The sequence below is a fragment of the Rhodophyticola sp. genome (genome assembly GCF_965284195.1).
Lineage (GTDB): Bacteria > Pseudomonadota > Alphaproteobacteria > Rhodobacterales > Rhodobacteraceae > Rhodophyticola.
Map to the genome: position 1 here is coordinate 1856925 of NZ_CBDIRM010000001.1, position 23869 is coordinate 1880793.

Consider the following 23869-nt stretch of genomic DNA (forward strand, 5'->3'; position numbering starts at 1 on the left):
ACATGTCGGTCATTGGCCGGCCCTTTCCCATCTGAGCAGAACGTCCGGAAGACCTTCTTCATTACTGCCGTCGGTCTGGCGGATCTCGCGAAATCCCTCGCGACGGTAAAAATCGCGGGCTCCGCGATTGGCCACGAAGGTCCACAGCTCCAGCCTGTCCCGCCGCGCCTTCGCGACGTTCAGCAGCCGCCGGCCGATACCCTGCCCCGGCGTGGCGACATAGAGCGCGGTCACAAGTTCCGCGTCCTCGTCCATGGCCAGAAACCCGCGGATCGGGTCGCCGGTTACCCAGACCGTCCGCCGCTCAAAGACGACGTCGCGATAGAAATCGCGCACCTCATCGGGCGTGTGCACCCGGGGCATCCAGTACCGGTCGTCGATCCAGCCATTCACCATATCGGCGCAAGCCACCGCATCCTCGCGTCGGCCAGGCCGAATGTCCTGCCTGATCGCCGTGTCAGTCATCATAGGCATGCCCCGCCCGCAGCCCCTCGCGCACCCGGTGCGCGATCTCCAGAAACTCGGGCGTGTCGCGGATGTCGAGCGGGCGCTCCTTCGGCAGATCGTTCTCGATCACATCGGTGATCCGGCCCGGGCGCGGCGACATCACGACGATCCTGGTGGAGAGATACACCGCCTCCGGGATCGAATGGGTGACGAAACCGATGGTCTTTTCCGTCCGCGCCCAAAGCTTCAGCAATTGCTCGTTCAAATGGTCGCGCACGATCTCGTCCAGCGCCCCGAAGGGTTCGTCCATCAACAACAGGTCGGCATCGAAGGCCAGCGCCCGCGCGATGGAGGCCCGCTGCTGCATGCCGCCTGACAACTGCCAGGGGTACTTCTTGCCAAACCCTTCCAGATCAACCAGTTGCAGGACGTTCCTGACCCGCTCTTCCTGCTCTGCGCGGCTGAACCCCATGATTTCCAGCGGCAGCTTGACGTTCTTCTCGATGGTCCGCCACGGGTAGAGACCGGCGGCCTGAAACACATAGCCATAGGCCCGGTTCTGCCGCGCCTCGTCCGGGGTCATGCCATTAACGGTGATTTCGCCGCCCGTGGGATGCTCCAGCGCCGCGATGACCCGCAGAAAGGTGGTCTTGCCGCACCCGGAGGGGCCGATGAAGCTGACGAAATCGCCCTTGTCGATCTGAAGATTGACGTCTTTCAGCGCATGGACCGGGCCATCGTTCGTCTGAAACGTCAGATCGAGGTTTTTCGCTTCGATGACAGGGGGTTGGGTGGCGGGATCCGCCATCCGATATGCCGGATCTCCCGCCATCATACCCCGCTCGGAATGTTCAGCGGATTGCGCTCGATCTTGCGGGGCGTGTTCAGCGATTTCCACTTCGACAGCGCCTTCGACGCGCTGGCATAGGGCTTGCGCTTCACGAACCTTCCGCGCCCCGGTTGCGGCTGGCTGTTCTGCCCATAGGCCCAGACCACATCGCCGCGGGAGAGCGTATAGCGCGGCTGCGCCGTCACCTCCATACCCTCGAACACATTGTAATCAATGATAGATTTCTGGGTGCTGACATGGATTTCCTTGCTGATGCCCGGATCCCAGACAACCACATCCGCATCCGCGCCGGGCACCAGCGCGCCCTTCATCGGATAGATGTTCAGGATTTTGGCGATGTTCGAGGACGTCACCGCCACGAACTCCTCCGGCGTCAGCCGGCCCGTCTCGACCCCCTTGGTCCAGAGCATCGCCATCCGCTCTTCCAGCCCGCCGGTCCCGTTCGGGATGGTGGTGAAGTTATCCAGCCCCATGCGCTTTTGCTCATCGGTGAAGGCCGCGTGATCGGTGGCCACCACCTGCAAGGAGCCCGCCGCCAGCCCGTTCCAAAGCCCGTCCTGATGCTCTTTCGAGCGGAAGGGCGGCGACATCACGCGGCGCGCGGCATATTGCCAATCCTTGTTGAAATACTCGCTTTCATCGAGGGTCAGGTGCTGGATCAGCGGCTCGCCATAGACCCGCATCCCCTTCTGTCGCGCCCGCCGGATCGCTTCATGCGCCTGCTCGCAAGACACATGGACGATGTAAAGGGGCGTGCCCGCCGCGTCGGCGATCATGATCGCCCGGTTGGCCGCCTCGCCCTCCACCTCGGGCGGGCGGGAATAGGCATGGCCCTCCGGCCCGGTGATCCCTTCGGCCAGATACTTCTGCTGCAACTCCTGAACGATATCGCCGTTTTCCGCATGGACCAGCGGCAGCGCCCCCAATTCGGCGCAGCGCTTGAAGGAGGCGTACATCTCGTCATCTTCCACCATCAACGCGCCCTTGTAGGCCATGAAATGCTTGAACGTGTTCACGCCGCGTTCGTTAACGACGGTTTCCATCTCGTTGAAAATACGCTCGTTCCAGTCGGTGATCGCCATGTGATAGGAGATGTCGACGCAGATCTGGTCCTTCGATTTGCGGTCCCAGTCATCCAGCGCCGACAGCAGGCTGCCATCCTCCCCCGGCAGGCAGAAATCGACCAGCATCGTGGTCCCGCCCGCCGCCGCCGCGAATGTGCCGCTTTCGAAGGTCTCCGCCGCCGTCGTGCCCATGAAGGGCATTTCCAGATGGGTATGCGGGTCGATGCCGCCCGGAATGACATAGGCGCCTTCGGCGTCGATCACCTCATCGGCGGACAGGTTCTCGCCGATCTCGGCGATCTTCTCTCCCTCGATCCGCACATCCGCCTTGAACTGGCGGTCGGCGGTCACGACGGTTCCGCCCTTGATCACCTTGCCCATGTCGTCTCTCCCCTCATGTCGACCTCACCCTTGCGTGCAGATCCCGCGCCCCTGGCGTGTCAGCAGGGGAATATACGTGTCCTCCACCGGTCCGCGATGCAGATACCAATAGCAATTGTCGTCCTGCAAAATCACATTGGTCAGATCCTGCCCCGGCGGCAGCAACGCCAGCGTCTGTTCGGAAAACTGGACGGACGGGGCGTTCGGATCCGCTGGCGGGGCCGGTTCGCAGGCGGCCAGCGCAAGAAACCCGCCAAGGACAAGCAATCTCTTCAATCTCTTCACTCCACTATCTGAGCTGTTTCGACAACGGCATGGAACAGCACATTCGCCCCGGCCGCGGCCCATTCCGGGCTGATCTCTTCTGCCTCGTTATGGCTAAGCCCGTCAACGCAGGGGCACATCACCATCGCCGTGGGGGCCACCTTGTTGATCCAGCAGGCATCATGGCCCGCGCCGGAGATCAGATCCCGGTGGGAATAGCCCAACCGCTCCGCCGCGCCCCGCACGGCGGCCACGCAATCCTCGTCGAACTTGACCGGATCGAACCCGCCAACCTTCTCGAACGCGATCTCAAGGCCCATATCCTTGCATATTTCCGACCCGCCTTCCTTCAGGCGGTTTTCCATATCCTCGATCACCGCCAGCTCCGGCGATCGAAAATCCACCGTGAACACGACCTTGCCGGGGATCACGTTGCGGGAATTGGGATAGACGTCGATATGTCCCGCCGCGCCTACCGCATGAGGCGCATGGATCCAGGCGATTTCGTCCACCAGTTCCAGCACACGGGCCATGCCGAGGCCCGCGTTCTTGCGCATCGGCATCGGCGTTGAGCCGGTATGGCTGTCCTTTCCGGTGATCGTCACCTGTGTCCAGCTCAAGCCCTGCCCGTGGGTCACGACACCGATTTGCTTGCCTTCAGCCTCAAGGATCGGCCCCTGTTCGATATGCAGCTCGAAAAAGGCGTGCATTTTCCGGGCGCCCACCTCCTCCTCGCCCTTCCAGCCGATCCGCTCCAGCTCGGAGCCGAATTTCAGACCCTTCGCATCCTCGCGCTCATAGGCCCAGTCCTGGCTATGCACCCCCGCGAACACACCCGAAGAGAGCATGGCGGGCGCATAGCGCGTGCCTTCCTCGTTGGTCCAGTTCGTCACCACGATCGGGTGCCTGGTCCTGATGCCCAGATCGTTGAGGGACCGAATGATCTCCAGCCCGCCAAGCACACCCAGAACCCCGTCATACTTCCCGCCGGTCGGCTGTGTGTCGAGATGGGAGCCCACATAGACCGGCAGCGCGTCGGGGTCCGTGCCTTCGCGCATGGCGAACATGTTGCCCATCTGGTCCAGCCCCATGGCGCAGCCCGCCTGCTCGCACCAGCTCTGGAACAGGGCCCGCCCCTCGGCATCCTCGTCGGTCAGGGTCTGACGGTTGTTGCCCCCCGCGACACCCGGGCCGATCCGGGCCATCTCCATCAGCGACTCCCACAGCCGCTCGCCATTGATCTTCATGTTCTCGCCGGGTGCCGGCATAAGATTTCCCCCGATAGTCCAAATTCTTCCGTGGCGATCTTAATCCAGATGCATCAGCACGTCGCGCAGCGTGCCGAACAACTGGTCGATATGCGCTTTCTCGATGATCAAGGGCGGGCTCATCGCGATGATGTCGCCCGTGGTGCGGATCAGCACGCCTTTCTCATAGCAATCCAGAAACGCCTGGAAGGCGCGTTTCGTCGGCTCCCCCGCGATCGGCTCCAGTTCCACCGCCCCGATCAGGCCCATGTTGCGGATGTCGATAACATGGGGGCAATCGGCCAGCGAATGCAGCCCCTCCTCCCAATAGCCGGCCATGTCCGCGGCCCGCTGGAAAAGCCCCTCCTCACGGTAGGTCTCCAGCGTGGCAAGACCCGCCGCCGAGGCGATCGGGTTGCCCGAATAGGTGTAGCCATGGAACAGCTCGATCATGTGTTCGGGGCCCTGCATGAACGCATCATGGATCGCGCCCGTCGCCAGCACCGCGCCCATCGGGATCACCCCGTTGGTCAGGCCCTTGGCGGTGGTGATCATGTCCGGCATCACGCCGAAATGCTCCGCCGCGAAGGAGGATCCCAGCCGTCCGAACCCGGTGATCACCTCGTCGAAGATCAGCAGGATGCCATGTTTCGTGCAGATCTCGCGTAGTTTCTCCAGATAGCCCTTGGGCGGCATCAACACCCCGGTCGATCCCGCCATCGGCTCCACGATCACCGCCGCCACCGTTTCCGGCCCGTGCAGCGCGACGATCCGTTCCAGATCTTCGGCCAGATAGGCGCCATGCTCGGGCTGGCCGCGGGTGAAGGCGTTCCGATCCGGCAGATGCGTATGGGGCAGATGATCCACCCCGGTCAGCAGCGCGCCGAAATACTTGCGGTTGTTGACGATACCGCCCACCGAGATGCCGCCGAAATTGACCCCGTGATAGCCGCGTTCGCGCCCGATCAGCCGGGTCCGTGTGCCCTGCCCGATGGCGCGCTGATAGGCGATGGCGATCTTCAGCGCGGTTTCGACAGATTCCGAGCCGGAATTGGTGAAGAACACGTGATCGAACGGCTCCGGCGCCAGATCGCGCAGCCGCGTGGCCAGCTCGAAGGCCTTCGGGTGGCCCATCTGGAAGGCGGGCGCGTAATCCAGCTCCGCCGCCTGCGCCTGTATCGCCTCGACGATCCGCGGGCGTTTGTGCCCGGCATTGCAGCACCACAGACCGGCGGTGCCATCCAGCACCTCGCGCCCGTCCGCAGTTTTGTAAAACATCCCCTCGGCGGCCACGAACATGCGCGGGTTCTGCTTGAATTGGCGGTTCGCGGTGAACGGCATCCAGAAGGCCGACAGATCATTTGGATTGGAGCGGTCAAGCGCCATGGTGCTCACCCTATCTGGCAGAACCGGCGCGCCACCGGTCGGCTGAAATTATTGTTTTGACCATCTGGTCAAGATCACGCTAGCAGAGGCGCATGGTCAGTCAAGAAATTGAACGCCGGAAAACGCCCAATCGCAAGGCAAATGATCGTCAAGCGGGCGCATCTGCCCGGGGCTTGGGCGATGCGGGCATGACCCTTGCCGCAGTGCCGCCCCAAGTGGCAGAGTAGGAACATGAACATTCAGCCGCCGCGCACCCGTATTCAGCGCAAGAACACGCAGGCCATTCTGGAGGCCGCCCTTCTGGTCTTTTCCCGACATGGGTTCCGGGGCGCGACGCTGGATCAGATCGCGGCGGCGGCCGGGCTGTCCAAGCCCAATCTTCTATATTATTTCCCTTCGAAAGAGGCGGTTCACGTCACCCTGCTCAGCCAGTTGATGGACACATGGCTGGACCCCCTTCGCGAGATGGACCCCGACGGCGAACCGGTCGAGGAGTTGCTGGGCTATGTCCGCAGGAAGCTGCAGATGAGCCGTGATTTCCCGCGCGAAAGTCGCCTTTTCGCCAATGAGATCCTGCAGGGCGCACCGCGCATGCAGGAGGTTCTGGCAACCGATCTGAGGAAGCTGGTGGATGAGAAGGTCACGATCATCCGCGGCTGGGCCGCCGCCGGCAAGATCGCCGATATCGACCCGCATCACCTGATCTTCTCGATCTGGGCGCTGACCCAGCATTACGCGGATTTCGACGTGCAGGTGCGCGCGGTTCTGGGGGAGGATCGCGACCCGTTCGCGGAAGCCGAAACATTTCTGCGGACGCTGTTCACCAAACTGCTCCGGCCCTGAGCCGGGGCAGGAACCTGGCTCACGCTGCCGCGTTGTCTTCCTGAAAAGGAGACATCATGAGCTACAGCCTGACCCTGCAAGACATGTCGACCGTCACCCATGACACCAGATGCCTGCGCTTCGACCGCCCCGAGGACTTCGCCTTCGAACCCGGTCAGGCCACCGAGATTGCGATCGACCGCGACGGCTGGCGTGACGAAGGCCGCCCTTTCACCATGACCTCCCAGCCCGAGGATCCGTTTCTGGAATTCGTCATCAAGATCTACCCCGATCATGACGGCGTGACGGAACAGATCGCCACCATGACGCCGGGGGAAAGGGTGCAGGCGGGCGACCCGTTCGGCGCAATCACCGATCACGGGGCCGGAACCTTCATCGCGGGCGGGGCCGGCGTCACGCCCTTCATCTGCCTTCTGCGCCGCCGCGCCGCGCAGGCCCAGACTGACGGATGTCATCTGATCTTTTCCAACAAAACCGAAGCCGACATCATCCTGCGCGATGAGTGGGAGCGGACGGACGGCTTGAAGACGACCTTCGTCGTGACGGAGGACGACGCAGGAGGCCTGCCCGGCGGACCCATCGACAGGGATTTCCTTGACCGGCACGTGAGCTCCACATCCGGCCCGTTCTACATTTGCGGTCCGGGCGGGATGGTCGATGACATCCGCGATCACCTCAAGGCGATGGGCGTCGATGGCGCAGACATCATAACCGAAGACGGCTGGTGATCCTTCCGCCTAGGAACGCGCCGGCCAACGCCCGGGGGGCCGGGTCAGCCCGCGCGTTCCGGCCTTACTCCGCGGCGCAGGCGCCCGGATTGTTCGGATGCGTGGTCCAGTTGGCGTAATCGGGCTCCACGACCTTGCCGGTTCTTGTGTCGATCGTGCCCGGCTCCAGCTCCTCCATGGTGATGCAGTTCTCCACCGGGCAGACATTGACGCAGAGGTTGCAGGCCACGCATTCCTCGTCGATCACCTCGAACACCCGATCCTCGGACATGGAAATCGCCTGATGCGAGGTATCCTCGCAGGCCGCGTAGCAGCGCCCGCACTTGATGCAGGCATCCTGATCGATCCGCGCCTTGGTCACGTAGTTCAGGTTCAGATACTGCCAGTCGGTCACGTTCGGCACGGCCCGTCCGACGACCTCGTCTATCGAGCGGTGGCCCTTTTCATCCATCCACTGGCTGAGACCGGATTTCATCTCCTCGACCACTTTGAAACCATAGGTCATCGCGGCGGTGCAGACCTGCACCGTGCCGCAGCCCAGCGCCAGAAACTCCGCCGCATCGCGCCATGTGGTCACCCCGCCGATGCCCGAAATCGGCAGGCCCGCCGTTTCAGGGTCGCGCGCGATTTCGGCCACCATGTTCAGCGCGATGGGCTTGACCGCCGGGCCGCAATATCCGCCATGGGACCCCTTGCCATCGATCGACGGCTCCGGGCTCATGGTATCGAGATTGACCGAGGTGATCGAACTGATCGTGTTGATCAGCGAGACCGCATCCGCACCGCCCGCTTTCGCCGCGCGGGCGGGATACCGGATATCGGTGATATTGGGCGTCAGTTTCACGATCACCGGCATCCGCGTGTTGGCCTTGCACCAGCGCGCCACCATCTCGATGTATTCCGGCACCTGCCCCACCGCAGAGCCCATGCCCCGCTCGCTCATCCCGTGGGGGCAGCCGAAATTCAGCTCGATCCCGTCCGCGCCGGTGTCTTCCACCAGCGGCAGGATGCGCTTCCAGGCGGCTTCCTCGCACGGAACCATCAGCGACACGATCATCGCCCGATCCGGCCAGGCGCGTTTGACCGCCTTGATCTCGCGCAGGTTCACCTCTAGCGGACGGTCGGTGATCAACTCGATGTTGTTCAGCCCCAGCAGCCGCCGGTCCGCGCCGTAGATCGCCCCGTATCGCGGCCCGTTCACGTTCACCACATGGGGGTCTTCGCCCAGCGTCTTCCAGACGACGCCGCCCCAGCCCGCCTTGAAGGCGCGCACCACGTTGTATTCCTTGTCCGTCGGCGGGGCCGAGGCCAGCCAGAACGGGTTGGGGGATTTTATGCCCAGAAAATTCGTCGAAAGATCAGCCATGTCTGGTCCTTTCTTGAGGCGTTATTCGCAGCGATGATAGATCGCCGGGGGCGCCGCCGAGCCCAGATCGACCGCGATCTGATCGGGCGCGACCGGGCGCAATGTGATGGTGGAGGGCCGGTGCATCGGCGTTTCAAGCCGCTCCATGGATCCGTCCGGGTTGATCCCCCGGATATAGACGTGGCGACAGGTGATGGGGCTTGTCCAATCCGCGTTCGGCTCCGGCGTGACCGTGTTTTCGATGGAACAGATGGTGTGATCGTTGAACCCGAGTTGTTGGGCCTCCAGGAACATGATCGCGCCCACGGGGTGGCACCACTCTCCCTCGAACGGGTTGGCCAGCACCGGTGCCCCCGCACAGATCGCCGCGGCAAAACCTCCCGCGACCCAGCTCATCCCACAAGGGCCTTGTGGATGTCTTCCGCCGCATCGCGCCCCTCGGCCACCGCCGTCACGGTCAGGTCTTCGCCTCCGCTGGCGCAATCGCCACCCGCCCAGACGCCCGCAACGCCGGTCCGGCCCGCACCTGTCACCGCGATCTTTCCATCGCTCAGCGTCAGGCCGTCGGGCGTGCCGTCGAGCGTCTGGCCGATGGCCTTGAGCACCTGATCGGCGGGCAGATCGAATGTCTCGCCCGTGCCGATCAGGCTCTTGCCCTCGGCGCGTGTGTATTCCGCCCGCACGCCCGTGACCGCCCCGTTGCCCAGAACCGCCACCGGCATCGCGTTGAACACGATCCGCACCCCCTTGGAGGCCGCCAGATCCTGCTCATATCGGCTGGCGGGCATCGCATCGCGGCCCCGGCGATAAAGGATCGTCACGGTTTCGGCGCCCAGAAGCTTCGACTGGACCGCCGCATCGATCGCCGTCATGCCGCCGCCGATCACCACGACATTGCGGCCCACCGGCAGAGCCGACAGATCCCCGGCCTGCCGCAGATCGGAAATGAAGCCGACCGCATCCATCACGCCCGCCTTGTCCTCCCCGTCCGCGCGCAGGGCGTTCACACCGGCCAGCCCCATACCCAGAAACACCGCGTCGAACTCCGCTTTCAGGCTGTCGAGCGTCATGTCGACACCCAGCGCCTTGCCGGTCTCAAGGGTGATCCCGCCGATCTTCATCAGCCAGTCCAGTTCGGCCTCCGCAAAATTCTCCACGGTCTTGTAGGCCGCGATCCCGTATTCGTTCAGGCCGCCGCCTTTCGGCCTTGCATCGTAGATCGTCACCTCGTGGCCATGCATCGCAAGACGGTGCGCACAGGCCAGCCCGGCGGGCCCGGCCCCCACGACGGCTACGGATTTGCCCGTTGGCGCCGCCCGCATGAACGGATGGACGCCCGCCGCCATCAGCGTGTCCGTCGCGTAGCGCTGCAATTGCCCGATCAGAACCGGCTTGCCCTCGGCGATCTCGCGCACGCAGGCCTCCTCGCACAGCGTCTCCGTCGGGCAGACCCGCGCGCACATCCCGCCAAGGATGTTCTGCTGGAAAATCGTGCGCGCCGCCGCCTCCGGCATGCCGGTCGCGATCTGCCGGATGAAAAGCGGAATGTCGATTTCCGTGGGACAGGCCGTGATGCAGGGCGCATCGTGGCAGAAGTAGCAGCGGTCCGCGGCCACCAGCGCCTCATGGCTGTCGAGGGGCTCGTGCAGATCGGCGAAATTCGCCTCATAGGCCTCGGGCTGAAGCCGGCCCGGGACAATTCCGGGCGTGAAGGGGCTGTTCGTCATGGGGTATCGTCCCTCCCTGATCGAATGGCTGTCGTCCCCGGAACGCTGGCACAGGTCCAAAATTTTATCAAATGGTAAATTATTCGGCACACCGCGTTTGCCGCCTTTCAGCCGCGCAATGCGGCAAAAACCGACGTGAATGCCTGTAAAACAGCCGAAACCGGGCGCATACCGCAGGGGAAGCCGGATCGGCCTTTCCCGCGCGCAAGCGCTTTAATCCCCGCGTCTTGTGCAGTATATGGGCGATAAATCAGGCGCGGGCACACGGTCTGGCCCGTATAAGAACAGCCAATACATACGGCGAGGACAAAAACACCATGGCAAACAAAACGCATGACGGGGATGTGGCGTTCATCCGGGCGCTGGCCGAGTTGCTGCGAGAGAACGACCTGACGGAGTTGCAGGTCAAGCGCGATTACGGCGCCGATGACAGCCTGAATGTCCGCGTCTCGCGGCAGATGCAGATGGTGCAATCCGCGCCCGCCCCGGCCATGCACGCCGCGCCGGCGCCGATCTCCGGCCCCGCCGCCGCCGATGCGGCGCCCGCCCCGGCCCCGTCGGTCGATCCCGCGCAGAACCCCAATGCGGTCACATCGCCCATGGTCGGCACCGCCTATCTGCAACCGGAGCCCGGCACCCCGTCCTTCGTCGCGGTGGGCGACAAGGTCGCCGAGGGCCAGACCCTGATGATCATCGAAGCGATGAAAACGATGAACCAGATCCCGTCACCCAAATCCGGCACCGTCAAACGCATTCTTGTCGAAGATGGCGCGCCCGTCGAATTCGGCGCACCGCTCATGATCATCGAATAGGGCGGCGCGCGCATGTTCTCCAAGATCCTTGTCGCCAATCGCGGCGAAATCGCGCTCCGCGTCATCCGCGCGGCGCGTGAGATGGGCGTGGGCACGGTCGCCGTCCATTCCACCGCAGACAGCGATGCGATGCATGTCCGCATGGCGGACGAGGCGATCTGCATCGGCCCCCCGTCAAGCACGCTCAGCTATCTCAGCGTCCCCGCGATCATTTCCGCCTGCGAGATCACCGGGGCGGAGGCGATCCATCCGGGCTATGGCTTCCTGTCGGAAAACGCTCAATTCGTGCAGATCGTCGAAGATCACGGGATCAAGTTCATCGGCCCGTCGGCCGAACATATCCGCATGATGGGCGACAAGATCACCGCCAAGGACACGATGAAGGCGCTCGGCGTGCCCTGCGTGCCCGGCTCCGATGGCGGCGTGCCCGATTTCGAGGCGGCGCAGGCCGTGGCACGGGAAACCGGCTTCCCGCTGATCATCAAGGCGACCGCAGGCGGCGGCGGCAAGGGCATGAAGCTGGCCCGCTCCGCCGAAGAGCTGGAAACCGCCTTCCGCACCGCGCGCAGCGAGGGTAAATCCAATTTCGGCAATGACGAGGTGTATATCGAGAAATATCTCGGTGCGCCCCGCCATATCGAGGTGCAGGTGTTCGGCGACGGGCGCGGCAACGCGGTCCATCTGGGGGAGCGCGACTGCTCGCTGCAGCGGCGGCACCAGAAAGTGCTGGAAGAGGCCCCCGGCCCCGCGATCAGCCCCGAGATCCGGGCCCGGATCGGCGCGACCTGCGCCAAGGCCGTGGCCGAGATCGGCTATGAAGGCGCCGGCACGATCGAGTTTCTCTACGAAAACGACGAGTTCTTTTTCATCGAGATGAATACGCGGCTGCAGGTGGAACACCCGGTGACCGAGGCGATTTTCGGCGTCGATCTGGTGCGTGAGCAGATCCGTGTCGCGGCGGGCGAGGAGATGTCCTTCCGTCAAGAGGATCTGGTCGTGAACGGCCACTCCATCGAAGTCCGGATCAATGCGGAAAAGCTGCCGAATTTCTCGCCCTGCCCGGGCAAGATCACCCAGTATCACGCGCCCGGCGGTCTGGGCGTCCGGATGGATTCGGCGCTTTACGACGGCTATTCGATCCCGCCCTATTACGACAGCCTGATCGCCAAGCTGATCGTGCATGGCCGCGACCGGCCCGAGGCGCTGGCGCGTCTTCACCGGGCCCTTGGCGAGCTGATCGTCGATGGCGTGGACACCACGATCCCGCTTTTCCGCGCCCTGATGGAGGAAGAGGCGGTCCAGACCGGGGAGTACAACATCCACTGGCTGGAAAAGTGGCTGGAAACGAACCTGGGCTGAAACCATCCTCCGGGCGGCCCTACAACGCCGCCCTCCCGCGCCGGATCGCCACAAGCGCCAGAAGCGCCACGATGGCACAGGCCACCAGCCCCAGCAGGCGCTCCACCAGCCCGTCGACGCCCGTGGGCGTGAACAGGAAAAGCGGCGCGCAGAGACCCCAGAGCAGCCCAAGCGCGATCAGCGCCTTTCGCGCCCGGCCGTGATCCTGCCGCAGGCCCGGCGCAAGGCACAGGGGCGCCAGCAGGAACAGCGCGCCCAGCCCGTAGACCAGATAGATATGGATCACGATCCCCTCGCTGTCCCCGTCGCCATATTCGTTGCGCGCGCCCACGATCACCACCAGCGACGCGAGAATCGCCAGAGAGATCAGGCCGATCGACCATCTGACCCCGCCCAGATGAATATGCGCCGCCGCGAGGGAGACGGCGAAAAGCCCGGCCGCGAACCCGTAAAGGGCGACATCCATGATGATCTCGGACCGGCCCGCAGCCAGATCGCTGATCGTGTCGGCGACCCAGTCATGGTCGGGCACGAAGAACGGGGCGACCGCGGTGCCGATAATCAGCGACAGGCACCCGAAACAGCCGATAAATCCAAGCAGGATAAGCAGATAGGGCCGCTCCGTCCCTGTCGGGTGGCCGGTGACGTCACGGGTCATAGGGTCTGCCTTTCCGGGGGTGGTTTGCCAGTGCGGTCAAGAGGGCAACGCCGCCCGACCGGCACGGGTTCCCCCGTCGGCGCGCGGGCGATCCCGCCGGGGCGGCCAGAAGCCATCCCCACGTCAAAAAACGCGGATGGAGTTTCTTCACCGCAAGCGGTTATGCTGCCGGACGATGGCCCATGATCTCTACCAGCGCCCCACCCTGACCGCGGATCTTCTGCTGCGGGCCTATGCGGCCGGCATCTTTCCGATGTCCGAAAGCCGCAACGATCCCGATCTCTTCTGGGTCGATCCCCAGCGCCGCGGCATCATCCCGCTGAACGGGTTCCACATCTCGCGCAGTCTCGCCCGCAGGATCCGGGCCGCGCCGTTCGACATCCGCGTCAATACGGATTTCAAGGGCACGGTCGCAGGCTGCGCCGACCGCGATGAAACCTGGATCAATGCCGAGATTTTCGAGCTGTATCAGCAGCTTCACGCCGCAGGCTACGCCCATTCCATGGAGGTCTGGGATGGCCCCGTGCTTGTGGGCGGCGTCTATGGGGTCACGCTTGGCGCGGCGTTTTTCGGGGAAAGCATGTTCTCGCGCCGCACGGATGCCTCGAAGATCGCGCTGGCCTATCTGGTCAGCCGTCTGCGCTATGGCGGCTTTCAGCTGTTCGATACACAGTTCGTCACCGATCACCTGATCCGGCTTGGCGCGGTGGAAATCCCCCGGGCCGAGTATCACCGCCGGCTGGAACGCGCGCTCGACTGGGAGGCGGATTTTCTGGCGCAGCCCCAGCCCGTCACGCCTCAGGAAATCCTGCACCTCAGAACCCAGACATCGTAGCGCGGGTGTTCCATCGCCACCAGCGCCGGGCTGGAGGCGACCATCCAGCCGTTGAACACCTCGTCCCCGTCCAGATCCATCACCTGGATATGGGCGAACCCGTCCGAGGCGGGGTTGTCGATCGGATAGCGGCATTCGAACATGCGGATCGCGATGCTGCCGAACACGACGGTCTGCCCGTTCGACATCTCGATATCCGTCGGCCGGCCGAGGGTCTTGTCCAGCGCGCGCAGAACCGCGCCATCGGCGGGGGCCACATTGGGCGCGCTCACCGATGTGACGGCGCCGGGGTTCCGCCGCTCCTCCAGCCGGACCCCGTCGCCGCGATCCTGCACGAAGAGGCTGCCATCGTTGTTTTGCACGAAAGGGCTCACCGCCGGGTCCTGCGCGACCGAAACGCCGGGGGTCATGGCAAGCAAAATCACCGCAGCAAGCATCAGGGGGCGGCGCGTCATTCGCCTTCCCCGTCGCCGGTGACGAAGCGCAGCAGAAGCGTGATCAGGCTGACCGAGCTTTGCGTGTCGATGATCTCTCCGCCGGGTTCCAGCGCGAACGGCGACCCGCCCGGCAGGATCTCGACGAAGGAGCCGCCAAGCAACCCTTCGGAGGCGACCGCAATCGCGCTGTCATCGGGGATCTCGATCTCATCGCGGATGCTGATGGTCGTGTCGGCGCGATAGGTCGTGGGGTTCAGCTCCAGACCGGTCACCGATCCGACGCGCACACCGGCAAGGCGCACATCGGTGCCCAGTCCGATCCCCTCCACCGAGCGGAACGAGGCCACCAGTTCGTAACTGCCGGTATCCCGCTCGAACCCGGTGGCCTGCGCGGCATAGATGAAAAACCCCACCGCGGCCGCCAGCACGACGCCGCCCACGACGATCTCGGCAGTGGTGTTCTCGGACATCGACAGTACTCCCTGCCGCTCTCTGCCTAATCCGGGCTCCAGGCCTCGTAATCGCGGCGCTCTTCGGGGTCGCGCCGCCGGATCGAGCCTGCGGGCGCATAGGCCTGCGCCGTGCCGGTCAGGTTCGGCAGATGCGGCTTCTCCCACGTCTTGCGGGGCAGCGGGCGCTCGCTCGGCGGATCATTCCAGGTGTGGTGCAGCCACCCGTGCCAGTCGGGGCTGACCCGGCTGGCCTCCGCCTCGCCGTTGAAGATCACCCAGCGGCGTACGCCGTCACGGGTCTGGTAGAAGACGTTGCCCGCCTCGTCCTCGCCCACGCGCTCACCCCTGCGCCAGGTCATCAGCTGGGTGCCGAGGGTCTGGCCGTTCCACCAGGTCACGAGACGTTTCAGAAAGCTCAGCATGGGGCGCCTCCGGGTCAGGCAAAAGCATATTGGACAGGTAATGCCGCAAGCACGGGCCAAGGTCTAGGGCCAATGGTCGGCGGCGATGTCGCGGGCGGTGCGGCGCCGTCCGGCAATCAGGCGCGTCTCGGCCCCCGCGGAGACCCCGGGTTTCGCCGCGCGCCGCGGCAGAAAAACGCCGGTCGCGAATGCGCCGGGCTTTCCAAACCCCTGTTCCCGGGGAACCGGCCCCGCCGCACCGCCCGTTCTTTCTGCGTCACGCCACATTGTCGCCCTGTCCCGCTTGCCCTAAAGCTTCTCCCAAACACGGCATTTCAAGGGAGAGACACCAATGACCGACGGACCCAGCTACGGCTTCGACACGCTGCAAATCCATGCAGGCGCCCGCCCCGACCCCGCCACCGGCGCGCGGCAGACCCCGATCTACCAGACCACGGCTTATGTGTTCCGCGATGCCGATCACGCCGCGGCGCTGTTCAACCTGCAGGAGGTGGGCTTCATCTATTCCCGCCTGACCAACCCGACCGTGGCCGTGCTGCAGGAGCGGCTTGCCACGCTAGAGGGCGGCGTGGGCGCGGTCTGCTGCTCCTCCGGCCATGCGGCGCAGATCATGGCGCTTTTCCCGCTGATGAGCCCCGGCAAGAACGTGGTCGTGTCCACCCGTCTTTACGGCGGCACGGTCACCCAGTTCAGCCAGACGATCAAGCGTTTCGGCTGGTCCGCGAAATTCGTCGACATGGACGATCTCGATGCCGTGAAGGCCGCCATCGACGATGACACTCGCGCCGTCTTCGGCGAGGCCATCGCCAACCCCGGCGGCTACATCATGGATGTGCGCGCAATCGCCGATATCGCCGATGCCGCCGGTATCCCGCTGATCATCGACAACACCACCGCCACCCCCTATCTCTGCCGGCCCATCGAACATGGCGCGACGCTGGTGGTCCATTCCACGACGAAATACCTCACCGGCAACGGCACCGTCACCGGCGGCTGCGTGATCGATTCCGGCACATTCGACTGGTCGGCCTCCGACAAGTTTCCCTCCCTCTCGGCGCCCGAGCCTGCCTATCACGGGCTGAAGTTCCACGAGACCTTCGGCAATCTGGCCTATACCTTCCACGGCATCGCCATCGGGTTGCGCGATCTGGGCATGACGATGAACCCGCAGGCCGCCCATTACACCCTGATGGGGGTCGAAACCCTGTCGCTCCGGATGGAGCGCCATGTGGAAAACGCGGTGAAGATCGCCAAATGGCTGGAGGCCGATGACCGCGTCGATTTCGTCACCTATGCGGGTCTTGAAAGCTCGCCCTATTTCGACCGGGTGAAAACCGTCTGCCCCAAGGGCGCGGGCGCGCTCTTCACCTTCGCGGTCAAGGGCGGGTACGAGGCCTGCATCAAGCTGGTCGACAGTCTGGAGATCTTCAGCCACGTGGCCAATCTCGGCGATACCCGCTCGCTCGTCATCCACTCGGCCTCCACGACGCACCGGCAACTGACCCCGGAACAGCAGGAGGCCGCGGGCGCGGCCCCCAATATTGTCCGGCTGTCGATCGGGATCGAGGATGCCGACGACCTGATCGCCGATCTGGATCAGGCGCTGGCCAAGGCCGCTGGCTAATCAGCCGTCGATTTCGTAGACGACGGTCACCGTGGCCGACACGGTGACCTCCCCTTCGGCAATCGGCACCGCCTGCTGCATCGCCATCTCAAGCCTGCCGGCGGCGGGGAACGGCCGCTCGTCCCCGCCCTCGGTGATGCTGCGAATACCGGTGATCTCCACCCCGGCGGCGTTCGCCAGCAGGTCGGCGCGGGCGCGGGCATCGGCCATCGCGGCCAGCCGCGCCTCGTCGGCGACCGGGTCGGGATCGGCCAGACCGAAGGACAGACCCCGAATCAGATTGGCCCCATCCTGCGTCACCGCATCCAGAACCTCCCCCAGCTTGCCCAGATCGCGCACCCGGACCGACACTTCATTGGTCACGGTGAACCCGGTGATCCCGGGCGTCCGCTCGCTCTGGCCGCTGTCGTCGGACCAGACCGGCTGCACCGAAAACTGCGATGTCTGGATGTCCCGCCCGTCGATCCCGGTGATCGCCAGAACCGCCAGCACCGCCTCCAGATCGGCGCTGTTTTCCGCCAGCGCCTGCCCCGCGGTTTCGGCCTGCGACAGGACGCCAAGCTGGATCGTGGCCATATCGGGCGCCACGTCGATCTGGCCCGTGCCCCGGATCGTCAGCGTCGCCATGTCTTCGGCAAGGGCGCCCAGAGGAACGCATGCGAGCGCGGCGGCGAGGATAAGCTGTTTCATGATCGGAATGCCTCTTTTGTCAGGGTCGAAATCACCATAGGATGATGTTTGCCGCTTCGCACCGGGCAGGAGTGTCGCGTGGTTTTCACCAGCGATTTCCTGCTATAAGGATCAAGCCGTGGGAGGGGCCTGCCCGGGGGCTCCGTGGATAGAGGTCATCCGTGACTGTCGAGTTTGCGTTATTCCTGTCGCCGGAAGGCATCGCGCTGGCCCATCGCCAGGCGTCCGACCATTGGGCGCTGATCGGCGATACCGCGCTGGACGTGCCCGATCTGGGCGGGGCGCTGGCAGGTCTGCGCACGATGGGCGAGGAACGCGGGGGGCGGAATTTCCCCACCCTCTTGATCCTGCCCGACGACCAGATCCTCTATACCGAGTTGGAAGGATTGGGCGGATCGGCGGCAATCCCCGGCCGTCTGGAAGGTCTGACCCCCTACGCGGTCGAGGATCTGGCCTATGATTGGCGCGATCTGGGCGGTGGGCGCGCGGCTCTGGCGGTGGTCGCCCGCGACACGCTGGACGAGGCCGAAGGCTTCGCCCGCGACAACGGGTTCAACGGCGTCGGCTTCGCCGCCTCGCCGCCGGTGGAGAAGTATCCCGGCGTGCCGCTTTTCCAGCTTGCCGACGAGGCCCGCGGGCTGAACCTGCCCGATAGCGGGCTGGCCTTCGGCCCCGACACATGGACCAGACCGGACCCCGAGGAACCCCCGGAGCCCGCGGCCGAGATCCCGGTCACCCCGGCCCCGGAACCCGAACCCGGGCCCGCAATTCAGGCCGAGCCCCCGGACCAGACAGCGCAGACCGCCGCCCCCGAGGGTCCGGAGGAGACCGGCGGCGATCTGGCCCCGGTCGTCAAATCCCGGCAGCCCAGAAACGGCCGGCCGGCCGGCAAACCCTCCCCACAGGACACCCGGGACGAGACGCCGGATGACGGCGCCGACGATGACAGGTCCGGGCGAGCATCCGACGATGAAAAACCCGTGCTCCAGATGCCCACCGGCTTCGGCGCGCGGCGCGGCAAGGTTTCGGCCCCCGGCGATCAGCCCGGCAGCCTGATCAGCACCCGCAGCAGCCGCTTCGGTCTTGCGCCGCAGCCGGCCGAACCTGACCCGGCAGAGACCGGGGCGGAGACGGCGCCAGCCATATCCGACGCCGGCGCGCGCGCACCGTCCCCCAAGACCGCGCCCCCGAGAGACAGCGGGCTGGCCGCGCCCACCGATCCCCCCGCCGACAGCAGCACCGGCGTCTCCGCCCCGACCCGGTCGCCCGCCGCCCATGCCAGCAGTGTGCCGGGCCGCCGCCTGACCCCGGACAGCGATCTGCGCCTGGGCGATCGTCCCGCGGGCGGTGTGCCGGTACCGCCGGGCCGGTCCACGGGCAGATCCATGGCCCGCCCGACAAATGCGCCATCTGCCGAGAGCGGGGCCGCTATCGGCCGCGTCACCGCGCGCATCCTGCGCCGCAAGGATCTGACCGCCACCTCCGGCGACGCGGCCCCGCCCGCCGGCGCGGACATCGCCGAACCCGATGCCCCGATCACCGGCGGTCTGCTGGCGCGCCGCGCCGCCAGCGGGGCCGGGCCGTCGCTCAAGACCGGCCTGCTGCTCACGCTTATCCTGCTTCTGATCCTGGCGCTGGTCGCGGTCTGGTCGGCCCTGTTCCTGCCGGACAGCAGCGTCGCCCGATGGCTGGGCCGGGAGGCGCCGGATGTGGAAATCGCAACCGCGCCCGCACCCGCGCGCCCGGCACCCTCGGCCACGGTCAGCGCACCGGCCGCACCCGACCGCGCCGAAGAACTGGCCCGGCTTGAGCCCCCCGCCACCGCCGCGCCCGAGCCCGAGACGGCCTCCGAACCGTCGCCCGCAGCCGCGCCGCCGGACACCGCCGGGCTCGACATGACCCTGCCGGATATCGACGCCGATCTGGATCTGGGCCCCGCCCCGACGGACCCCGAAACGCTCCTGCCCTCCCCCGAGGAGACCGAGGCGCTCTATGCCGCCAGCGGTATCTGGCAACGCCCGCCCGAACAGCCCAGCCTCGTCGATCCAAGCCTGCAGGACGAGATCTACATGGCCTCCATCGACCCGGTGGTGGTGACCCATGATGCCTTCGCCATTCCCGCGCCCGATCTGGAAGACTGGATCGGCGTGACCCGGCGCTATGCCTCGCCGCCGCCCTTCGGAACCACCTTCACTCTGGGCCCGGACGGTCTGGTCGTCCCCGCGCCCGACGGCGCGCTGACGGCCGATGGCATCCGGATCTTCGCCGGAACGCCGCCGATCCTGCCGGTTCCCCGTGACGGCGGCGGCGCCCCCGAACCGGATGCCGAAGCAACCGATGGCGGCCCGGATGGCGATGCCGTCGAAACCGCCATTCTGGCCAGTTTCCAGCCCACGCCTCGGCCCGACGATCTGGCCGAGCGCCGGGAGCGTCTGCGCCTCGGAGGCTTCACCGCCAACGAACTGGCCAACCGCCGCCCGACCGCGCGCCCCCCTTCGGTTCAGCAGGTGGCCATGGCCGTCCGCGCCGCAACCGCCGCCACCACCCCCGATCCGCAAACCGGCACACCGGGTTCGACCTTCGATGCCGAGGCCCTGACCGCCGAGCGCACGCCCGAGATCCGGGTGATCGAAGCCAGCGCGCTGGCCGTCGCCTCCTCCCGCATGCCGCGCCTGCGCCCCAGCGATTTCAACGAGATCGTAGCCCGCGCCACCCAGGGCTCCACCGGTCAGGGCAGCAGCGGGGCCGCAACGGTGGTCCAGACCGCCAGCGCGCCCGCGCCCGTTCAGCCCGCGATCCCGTCCAGCGCAACGGTCACGCGGGCCGCCACCACCAGCAACGCGATCAATCTGCGCAACGTCAATCTGATCGGTGTCAGCGGCACACCGTCGAACCGCCGCGCGCTTGTGCGCCTGCCCTCGGGCCGCTTCGTGCGCGTCAGCGTCGGCGACCGCGTCGATGGGGGCCGCGTCGCCGCAATCGGCGAGGACACGCTGCAATATGTGAAGAACGGGCGGAACATCACGCTGGAAATCCCCGGCTAGCCCCCGCCCCCGGTTCCGCCCGGGCGGTCCCCCTGGCAAGGCGCCCGCAGATCCGGCGGGTCGAGACCGGCCGGATGATGACGATCCGGGGCCTTGCCGCCCCTGGCCTTAAAGCCGCTGTATCGCAGCTTTCACTTGGAGCCGGCATGCAACTCGAACACTCCGCCCGACCCTCCAATCGGGCGTTGCCGATGGCCCATCGCGCTCCATGGGGGCGCAGGATTTGCGGCGACGGGACGTCAAAGACCGGAGAAGAAGGTTCGCAGATCCTCCGCAACGATCTGAGGCTGCTCCCATTCCATGAAATGCCCGCCTTGATCGGTTTCGGTCCAATGCGCCACCGGTCCCTGCCGCTCGATCCAGCTTCGCGGTGTTGGAAAGAAGTCGTTGGACGGCATCAGATAGCCGACGGGGATCTCCGGCACGCCCCAGCCACCTTCGGCGCGCGCGGCCTCGTAGTAAAGCCGCATCGACGAGTTGATCGTTTCCGTCGCCCAGTAGATCGTCAGGTTCGCCAGCAGATCGTCCCGTGAGATCACGCCGTAAAGGTCGCCGTCATGGTCGACCCACCGCTGGAACTTCTCCAGAAACCACGAGGCCAGCCCGGCGGGAGAATCGTTCAGCGCATATGCAACCGTCTGCGGCTTGGAGGAATGCAGGAAGGCATAGGCCATTTCGGTGAAGGTCCACATCTGCGCATTCTGTACGAAGGTCTGCTCCTCTTCCGTCAGATCTTCGGGCAGCGGCTGTTGCAGATAGGGGTTGGTGCCCCCGCTATGCGAACCGATGATCGCCCCCGGATAGGCCAGCGCCATGGCCGATGCGACGCCCGCGCCCAGGTCGCTGGAGCGGATCCCGTATCGGTCATAGCCCAGCGCTTCCGTCATCAACCCATGCATCAGCGGCGCCATGGCGGCCGGGCTCATGCCGCGTTCGGACGACCGTTCGGAAAACCCGAAGCCCGGCAGGGACGGCACGACGACATGGAAGGCCGGCCCGCTTTCGGGCTCGGTCAGCAGCGGTATGATGTCAAGCATCTGCACGAAGGAGGACGGCCAGCCGTGCAGCATGAGCAGCGGAATGGCATCGTCGCGGGACGACCGGGCGTGGACGAAATGCAGCACCATGCCGTCGATCTCCGACGTGAAATGGTCGAATGTGTTCAGCTCTGCCTCGACGGCCCGCCAATCGAACTCCCCGCGCCAGTAGGATATGAGCTCGGCCAGCGCGTCGGCATCGGTGCCGTACTCCCATCCGGCGCCCTCGATCGCGTCCGGCAGGCGGGTCCGGTCGAGGCGGGCATGAAGATCGTCGAGCGTTTCCTGCGGGATGTCGATGGTGAAGGGCGTCACGTCGAAAGCCTCCTGTGCGGGTGCCGGTGCCGAGAGCTGTCTGACGTCAGCACCAATGGGACAGTTTAGGGCGATTTGATAAGAGAGGGTTTCTGGCACATCGTAACCACCGAGGAGTGGAGATGAGACAGAAACCCGGAACACGAAAGAGCCACGGCGAGAAGGTTGTCAAAGACATCCGCCGTGCGACGCGCAAGCAGTATTCAGCCGAAGAGAAGATCCGGGTCGTACTGGACGGGCTGAAGGGCGAGGACAGCATCGCGGAGCTATGCCGCCGCGAAGGCATCGCTCAGAGCCTGTATTATAGCTCTTCTTGTCCGTCGTCAGGGATTTTGGGACAGATGGCTGCCTAAACTAAGAGAGGGTCTGGCGCATCTGTTTGGTTTGATTATGCGGCGGATTTGCTGTGAAGCAAGCGTCGCGTTTCGATGGTCTTCTGTTTGATCCTTTCTCGTTGTTTCAGGATGGTTTCACCGCGTCCGAAGTAGACGTCAGCTGGCGTGAGGTTCTGTAGGCTCTCGTGGTAGCGTCGGTGGTTGTAGTGCTCGACGAAGGCGTCAATCTGCTGCTGGAGATCGCCCGGCAGGTAGTAGTTTTCCAGCAGGATGCGGTTCTTGAGGGTCTGATGCCAGCGCTCAATCTTGCCTTGAGTCTGGGGGTGATACGGCGCGCCTCGAACATGGTCCATCTGCTGATCTTCCAGCCAATCTGCCAGTTCGCCCGAGATGTAACTCGATCCATTGTCGCTGAGCAGACGTGGCTTATGCAGGACCGTCGCCTTATCGCAACCCGAAGCCAGCAGCGCGAGGTCGAGCGTGTCGGTCACATCTTCGGCCATCATCGTTGTGCACAGCTTCCAGGCGATAATGTATCGGCTGTAATCGTCCAGGATCGTCGAGAGATAGAACCAGCCCCAACCGATCACTTTCAGATAGGTGAAGTCGGTCTGCCAGAGCTGGTTCGGCCGAGTGGTCTTGTCTTGGAACTCGTCCGCAGCTGACAGAACCACATAGGCCGGACTGGTGATCAGGTCGTAGGATTTGAGGATACGATAGACCGAAGCCTCTGACACAAAATACTTTTCCGTGTCAGTGAACTGAACCGCAAGCTCGCGCGGCGATAGATCACTTTCCTTCAAAGCCAGGCCTTTGATCTTCTCCCGAACTGGCTGGGGAATGCGGTTCCAGACCCGCGACGGCTTGGGACTGCGATCCTCAAGGGCCTCGGGGCCACCCGACAGATACCGGTCGTACCAACGGTAGAAAGTGGTTCTGGGGATGCCGAGCTTATCCAGCGTTCGTTTGGTCGGGAGATGCGAGCCTTCGACCAGGCGAATGATCTCCAGTTTCTCAGATGCGGGGTATCTCATTCGTCGTCGTCCCCATCCGCGATCATGCTTTTTTGAGCAGCCGCAGCTCCAGGGCTTGTTCAGCGACGACCTCTTTCAAATCACGGGATTCCCGTCGCAGGCCTTTGACTTCGGTCGACGTCGCTGCACGGGCCGTATCGCCCGCCAGCCGCTTCTTCCCAGCCTCAAGGAACTCCTTGGACCAGCTGTAGTACAGGCTCTGGGCAATGCCCTCCCGGCGGCACAGCTCAGCTATGCTGTCTTCACCTTTCAGACCGTCCAACACGATCCGGATCTTCTCTTCCGCTGAATACTGCTTGCGCGTCGCACGGCGGATGTCTTTGACAACCTTCTCGCCGTGGCTCTTTCGTGTTCCGGGTTTCTGTCTCATCTCCACTCCTTGGTGGTTACGATGTGCCAGAAACCCTCTCTTATCAAATCGACCTAAACTGTCCCATTGGTGCTGACGTCAGACACGGCTAGCAAATGGATTGGGTTGCGTTCGATACTCTTTCCGCTGGAAACGCTCGAAC

General features: G+C 64.8%; 23 protein-coding genes and 1 pseudogene. 8 read left to right on the plus strand and 16 right to left on the minus strand.

Annotation, left to right across the window (positions count from 1 at the left end; genetic code table 11):
- Nucleotides 1-9: 9 nt before the first annotated feature.
- From ACQ651_RS09280 to ACQ651_RS09305, 6 genes are read right to left on the minus strand one after another with little or no spacing between them, the layout of a single operon-like run.
- Nucleotides 10-468 (minus strand): N-acetyltransferase family protein, encoded by a 459-nt coding sequence (locus ACQ651_RS09280; RefSeq protein WP_430449105.1) that lies wholly within the window; start codon nucleotides 466-468, stop codon nucleotides 10-12.
- A complete protein-coding gene (locus tag ACQ651_RS09285; protein WP_227287292.1) occupies nucleotides 458-1255 on the minus strand; it encodes an ABC transporter ATP-binding protein in 798 nt (265 codons plus the stop codon). Before ACQ651_RS09285 ends, ACQ651_RS09280 begins: the two co-directional genes overlap by 11 nt.
- Nucleotides 1256-1278: 23 nt before the next feature.
- Nucleotides 1279-2742 (minus strand): dihydropyrimidinase, encoded by a 1464-nt coding sequence (hydA, locus tag ACQ651_RS09290; RefSeq protein WP_121897103.1) that lies wholly within the window; start codon nucleotides 2740-2742, stop codon nucleotides 1279-1281.
- Between the two features lie 24 nt (nucleotides 2743-2766).
- A complete protein-coding gene (locus ACQ651_RS09295; RefSeq protein ID WP_375551980.1) occupies nucleotides 2767-3018 on the minus strand; it encodes a hypothetical protein in 252 nt (83 codons plus the stop codon).
- Nucleotides 3019-3023: 5 nt separating this feature from the next.
- Nucleotides 3024-4274, minus strand: coding sequence for a Zn-dependent hydrolase (locus ACQ651_RS09300; protein ID WP_430449106.1), 1251 nt, complete (start codon nucleotides 4272-4274; stop codon nucleotides 3024-3026).
- 39 nt (nucleotides 4275-4313) lie between these two features.
- Complete coding sequence (locus tag ACQ651_RS09305) at nucleotides 4314-5639, minus strand: aspartate aminotransferase family protein (RefSeq protein ID WP_430449107.1); 1326 nt, start codon at nucleotides 5637-5639, stop codon at nucleotides 4314-4316.
- 231 nt (nucleotides 5640-5870) lie between these two features.
- On the opposite strand from ACQ651_RS09305, the gene ACQ651_RS09310 reads away from it, so the two are divergent.
- Nucleotides 5871-6482, plus strand: coding sequence for a TetR family transcriptional regulator C-terminal domain-containing protein (locus tag ACQ651_RS09310; protein ID WP_227287296.1), 612 nt, complete (start codon nucleotides 5871-5873; stop codon nucleotides 6480-6482).
- A gap of 56 nt (nucleotides 6483-6538) precedes the next feature.
- Complete coding sequence (locus tag ACQ651_RS09315; RefSeq protein WP_430449108.1) at nucleotides 6539-7210, plus strand: FAD-binding oxidoreductase; 672 nt, start codon at nucleotides 6539-6541, stop codon at nucleotides 7208-7210.
- A 64-nt stretch (nucleotides 7211-7274) separates the two neighbouring features.
- Here ACQ651_RS09315 and preA read toward each other — a convergent pair whose 3' ends face one another.
- From preA to ACQ651_RS09330, 3 genes are read right to left on the minus strand one after another with little or no spacing between them, the layout of a single operon-like run.
- A complete protein-coding gene (gene preA / locus ACQ651_RS09320) occupies nucleotides 7275-8576 on the minus strand; it encodes an NAD-dependent dihydropyrimidine dehydrogenase subunit PreA (RefSeq protein WP_430449109.1) in 1302 nt (433 codons plus the stop codon).
- Nucleotides 8577-8597: 21 nt separating this feature from the next.
- Nucleotides 8598-8972, minus strand: coding sequence for a hypothetical protein (locus ACQ651_RS09325; protein ID WP_227287299.1), 375 nt, complete (start codon nucleotides 8970-8972; stop codon nucleotides 8598-8600).
- Nucleotides 8969-10303, minus strand: a complete 1335-nt coding sequence (locus ACQ651_RS09330) for an NAD(P)-dependent oxidoreductase (protein ID WP_430449110.1) — start codon at nucleotides 10301-10303, stop codon at nucleotides 8969-8971. Before ACQ651_RS09330 ends, ACQ651_RS09325 begins: the two co-directional genes overlap by 4 nt.
- Nucleotides 10304-10620: 317 nt before the next feature.
- On the opposite strand from ACQ651_RS09330, the gene accB reads away from it, so the two are divergent.
- Both accB and accC read left to right on the plus strand, forming a co-directional pair.
- A complete protein-coding gene (gene accB, locus ACQ651_RS09335; RefSeq protein ID WP_430449111.1) occupies nucleotides 10621-11115 on the plus strand; it encodes an acetyl-CoA carboxylase biotin carboxyl carrier protein in 495 nt (164 codons plus the stop codon).
- Nucleotides 11116-11127: 12 nt separating this feature from the next.
- Nucleotides 11128-12474: an acetyl-CoA carboxylase biotin carboxylase subunit gene (gene accC / locus ACQ651_RS09340; RefSeq protein ID WP_430449112.1), complete on the plus strand. Its 1347-nt coding sequence runs from the start codon at nucleotides 11128-11130 to the stop codon at nucleotides 12472-12474.
- Nucleotides 12475-12493: 19 nt separating this feature from the next.
- On the opposite strand, the gene ACQ651_RS09345 is transcribed toward accC, so the two are convergent.
- Nucleotides 12494-13132, minus strand: a complete 639-nt coding sequence (locus tag ACQ651_RS09345) for a DUF998 domain-containing protein (protein WP_430449113.1) — start codon at nucleotides 13130-13132, stop codon at nucleotides 12494-12496.
- 175 nt (nucleotides 13133-13307) lie between these two features.
- Between ACQ651_RS09345 and aat the strand changes: the two genes are divergently transcribed.
- The gene (gene aat / locus ACQ651_RS09350) at nucleotides 13308-13967 is read left to right on the plus strand and encodes a leucyl/phenylalanyl-tRNA--protein transferase (RefSeq protein WP_227287304.1); all 660 of its coding nucleotides are present in this window, start codon (nucleotides 13308-13310) and stop codon (nucleotides 13965-13967) included.
- Here aat and ACQ651_RS09355 read toward each other — a convergent pair.
- The 3 genes from ACQ651_RS09355 to ACQ651_RS09365 are packed head-to-tail and all read right to left on the minus strand — an operon-like array spanning nucleotide 13931 to nucleotide 15278.
- Nucleotides 13931-14422 carry a DUF2155 domain-containing protein gene (locus ACQ651_RS09355; protein WP_430449114.1) on the minus strand — a complete coding sequence of 164 codons (492 nt, stop codon included), beginning with the start codon at nucleotides 14420-14422 and terminating at the stop codon, nucleotides 13931-13933. The two genes, aat and ACQ651_RS09355, sit on opposite strands and share 37 nt — an antisense overlap.
- Nucleotides 14419-14874: an outer membrane lipid asymmetry maintenance protein MlaD gene (gene mlaD, locus ACQ651_RS09360; protein ID WP_121897090.1), complete on the minus strand. Its 456-nt coding sequence runs from the start codon at nucleotides 14872-14874 to the stop codon at nucleotides 14419-14421. The genes ACQ651_RS09355 and mlaD overlap by 4 nt, the downstream gene beginning before the upstream one ends.
- Nucleotides 14875-14900: 26 nt before the next feature.
- Nucleotides 14901-15278: an NADH:ubiquinone oxidoreductase subunit NDUFA12 gene (locus ACQ651_RS09365; RefSeq protein WP_375551971.1), complete on the minus strand. Its 378-nt coding sequence runs from the start codon at nucleotides 15276-15278 to the stop codon at nucleotides 14901-14903.
- 331 nt (nucleotides 15279-15609) lie between these two features.
- Here ACQ651_RS09365 and ACQ651_RS09370 point away from each other — a divergent pair, with 331 nt between their 5' ends.
- Entirely contained in the window at nucleotides 15610-16902 is a 1293-nt protein-coding gene (locus tag ACQ651_RS09370; RefSeq protein WP_430449115.1) for an O-acetylhomoserine aminocarboxypropyltransferase/cysteine synthase family protein, read from the plus strand.
- On the opposite strand, the gene ACQ651_RS09375 is transcribed toward ACQ651_RS09370, so the two are convergent.
- Nucleotides 16903-17592: an SIMPL domain-containing protein gene (locus ACQ651_RS09375; protein WP_430449116.1), complete on the minus strand. Its 690-nt coding sequence runs from the start codon at nucleotides 17590-17592 to the stop codon at nucleotides 16903-16905.
- A 161-nt stretch (nucleotides 17593-17753) separates the two neighbouring features.
- Here ACQ651_RS09375 and ACQ651_RS09380 point away from each other — a divergent pair, with 161 nt between their 5' ends.
- On the plus strand, nucleotides 17754-20636 hold the full coding sequence (locus tag ACQ651_RS09380) for a hypothetical protein (RefSeq protein WP_430449117.1): 2883 nt from the start codon (nucleotides 17754-17756) through the stop codon (nucleotides 20634-20636).
- 239 nt (nucleotides 20637-20875) lie between these two features.
- On the opposite strand, the gene ACQ651_RS09385 is transcribed toward ACQ651_RS09380, so the two are convergent.
- On the minus strand, nucleotides 20876-21988 hold the full coding sequence (locus tag ACQ651_RS09385; protein ID WP_430449118.1) for an epoxide hydrolase family protein: 1113 nt from the start codon (nucleotides 21986-21988) through the stop codon (nucleotides 20876-20878).
- 122 nt (nucleotides 21989-22110) lie between these two features.
- Between ACQ651_RS09385 and ACQ651_RS09390 the strand changes: the two are divergent.
- Nucleotides 22111-22302, plus strand: a pseudogene (locus ACQ651_RS09390) (transposase); the annotation flags it as partial.
- 74 nt (nucleotides 22303-22376) lie between these two features.
- Here ACQ651_RS09390 and ACQ651_RS09395 read toward each other — a convergent pair.
- Nucleotides 22377-23727, minus strand: a protein-coding gene (locus ACQ651_RS09395) for an IS3 family transposase (protein WP_430447931.1) whose coding sequence is annotated in 2 segments (ribosomal slippage) — nucleotides 22377-23391 and nucleotides 23390-23727 — 1353 coding nt in all. Because the reading frame shifts where the segments join, the coding sequence is not laid out codon by codon here.
- Nucleotides 23728-23869 lie beyond the last annotated feature (142 nt).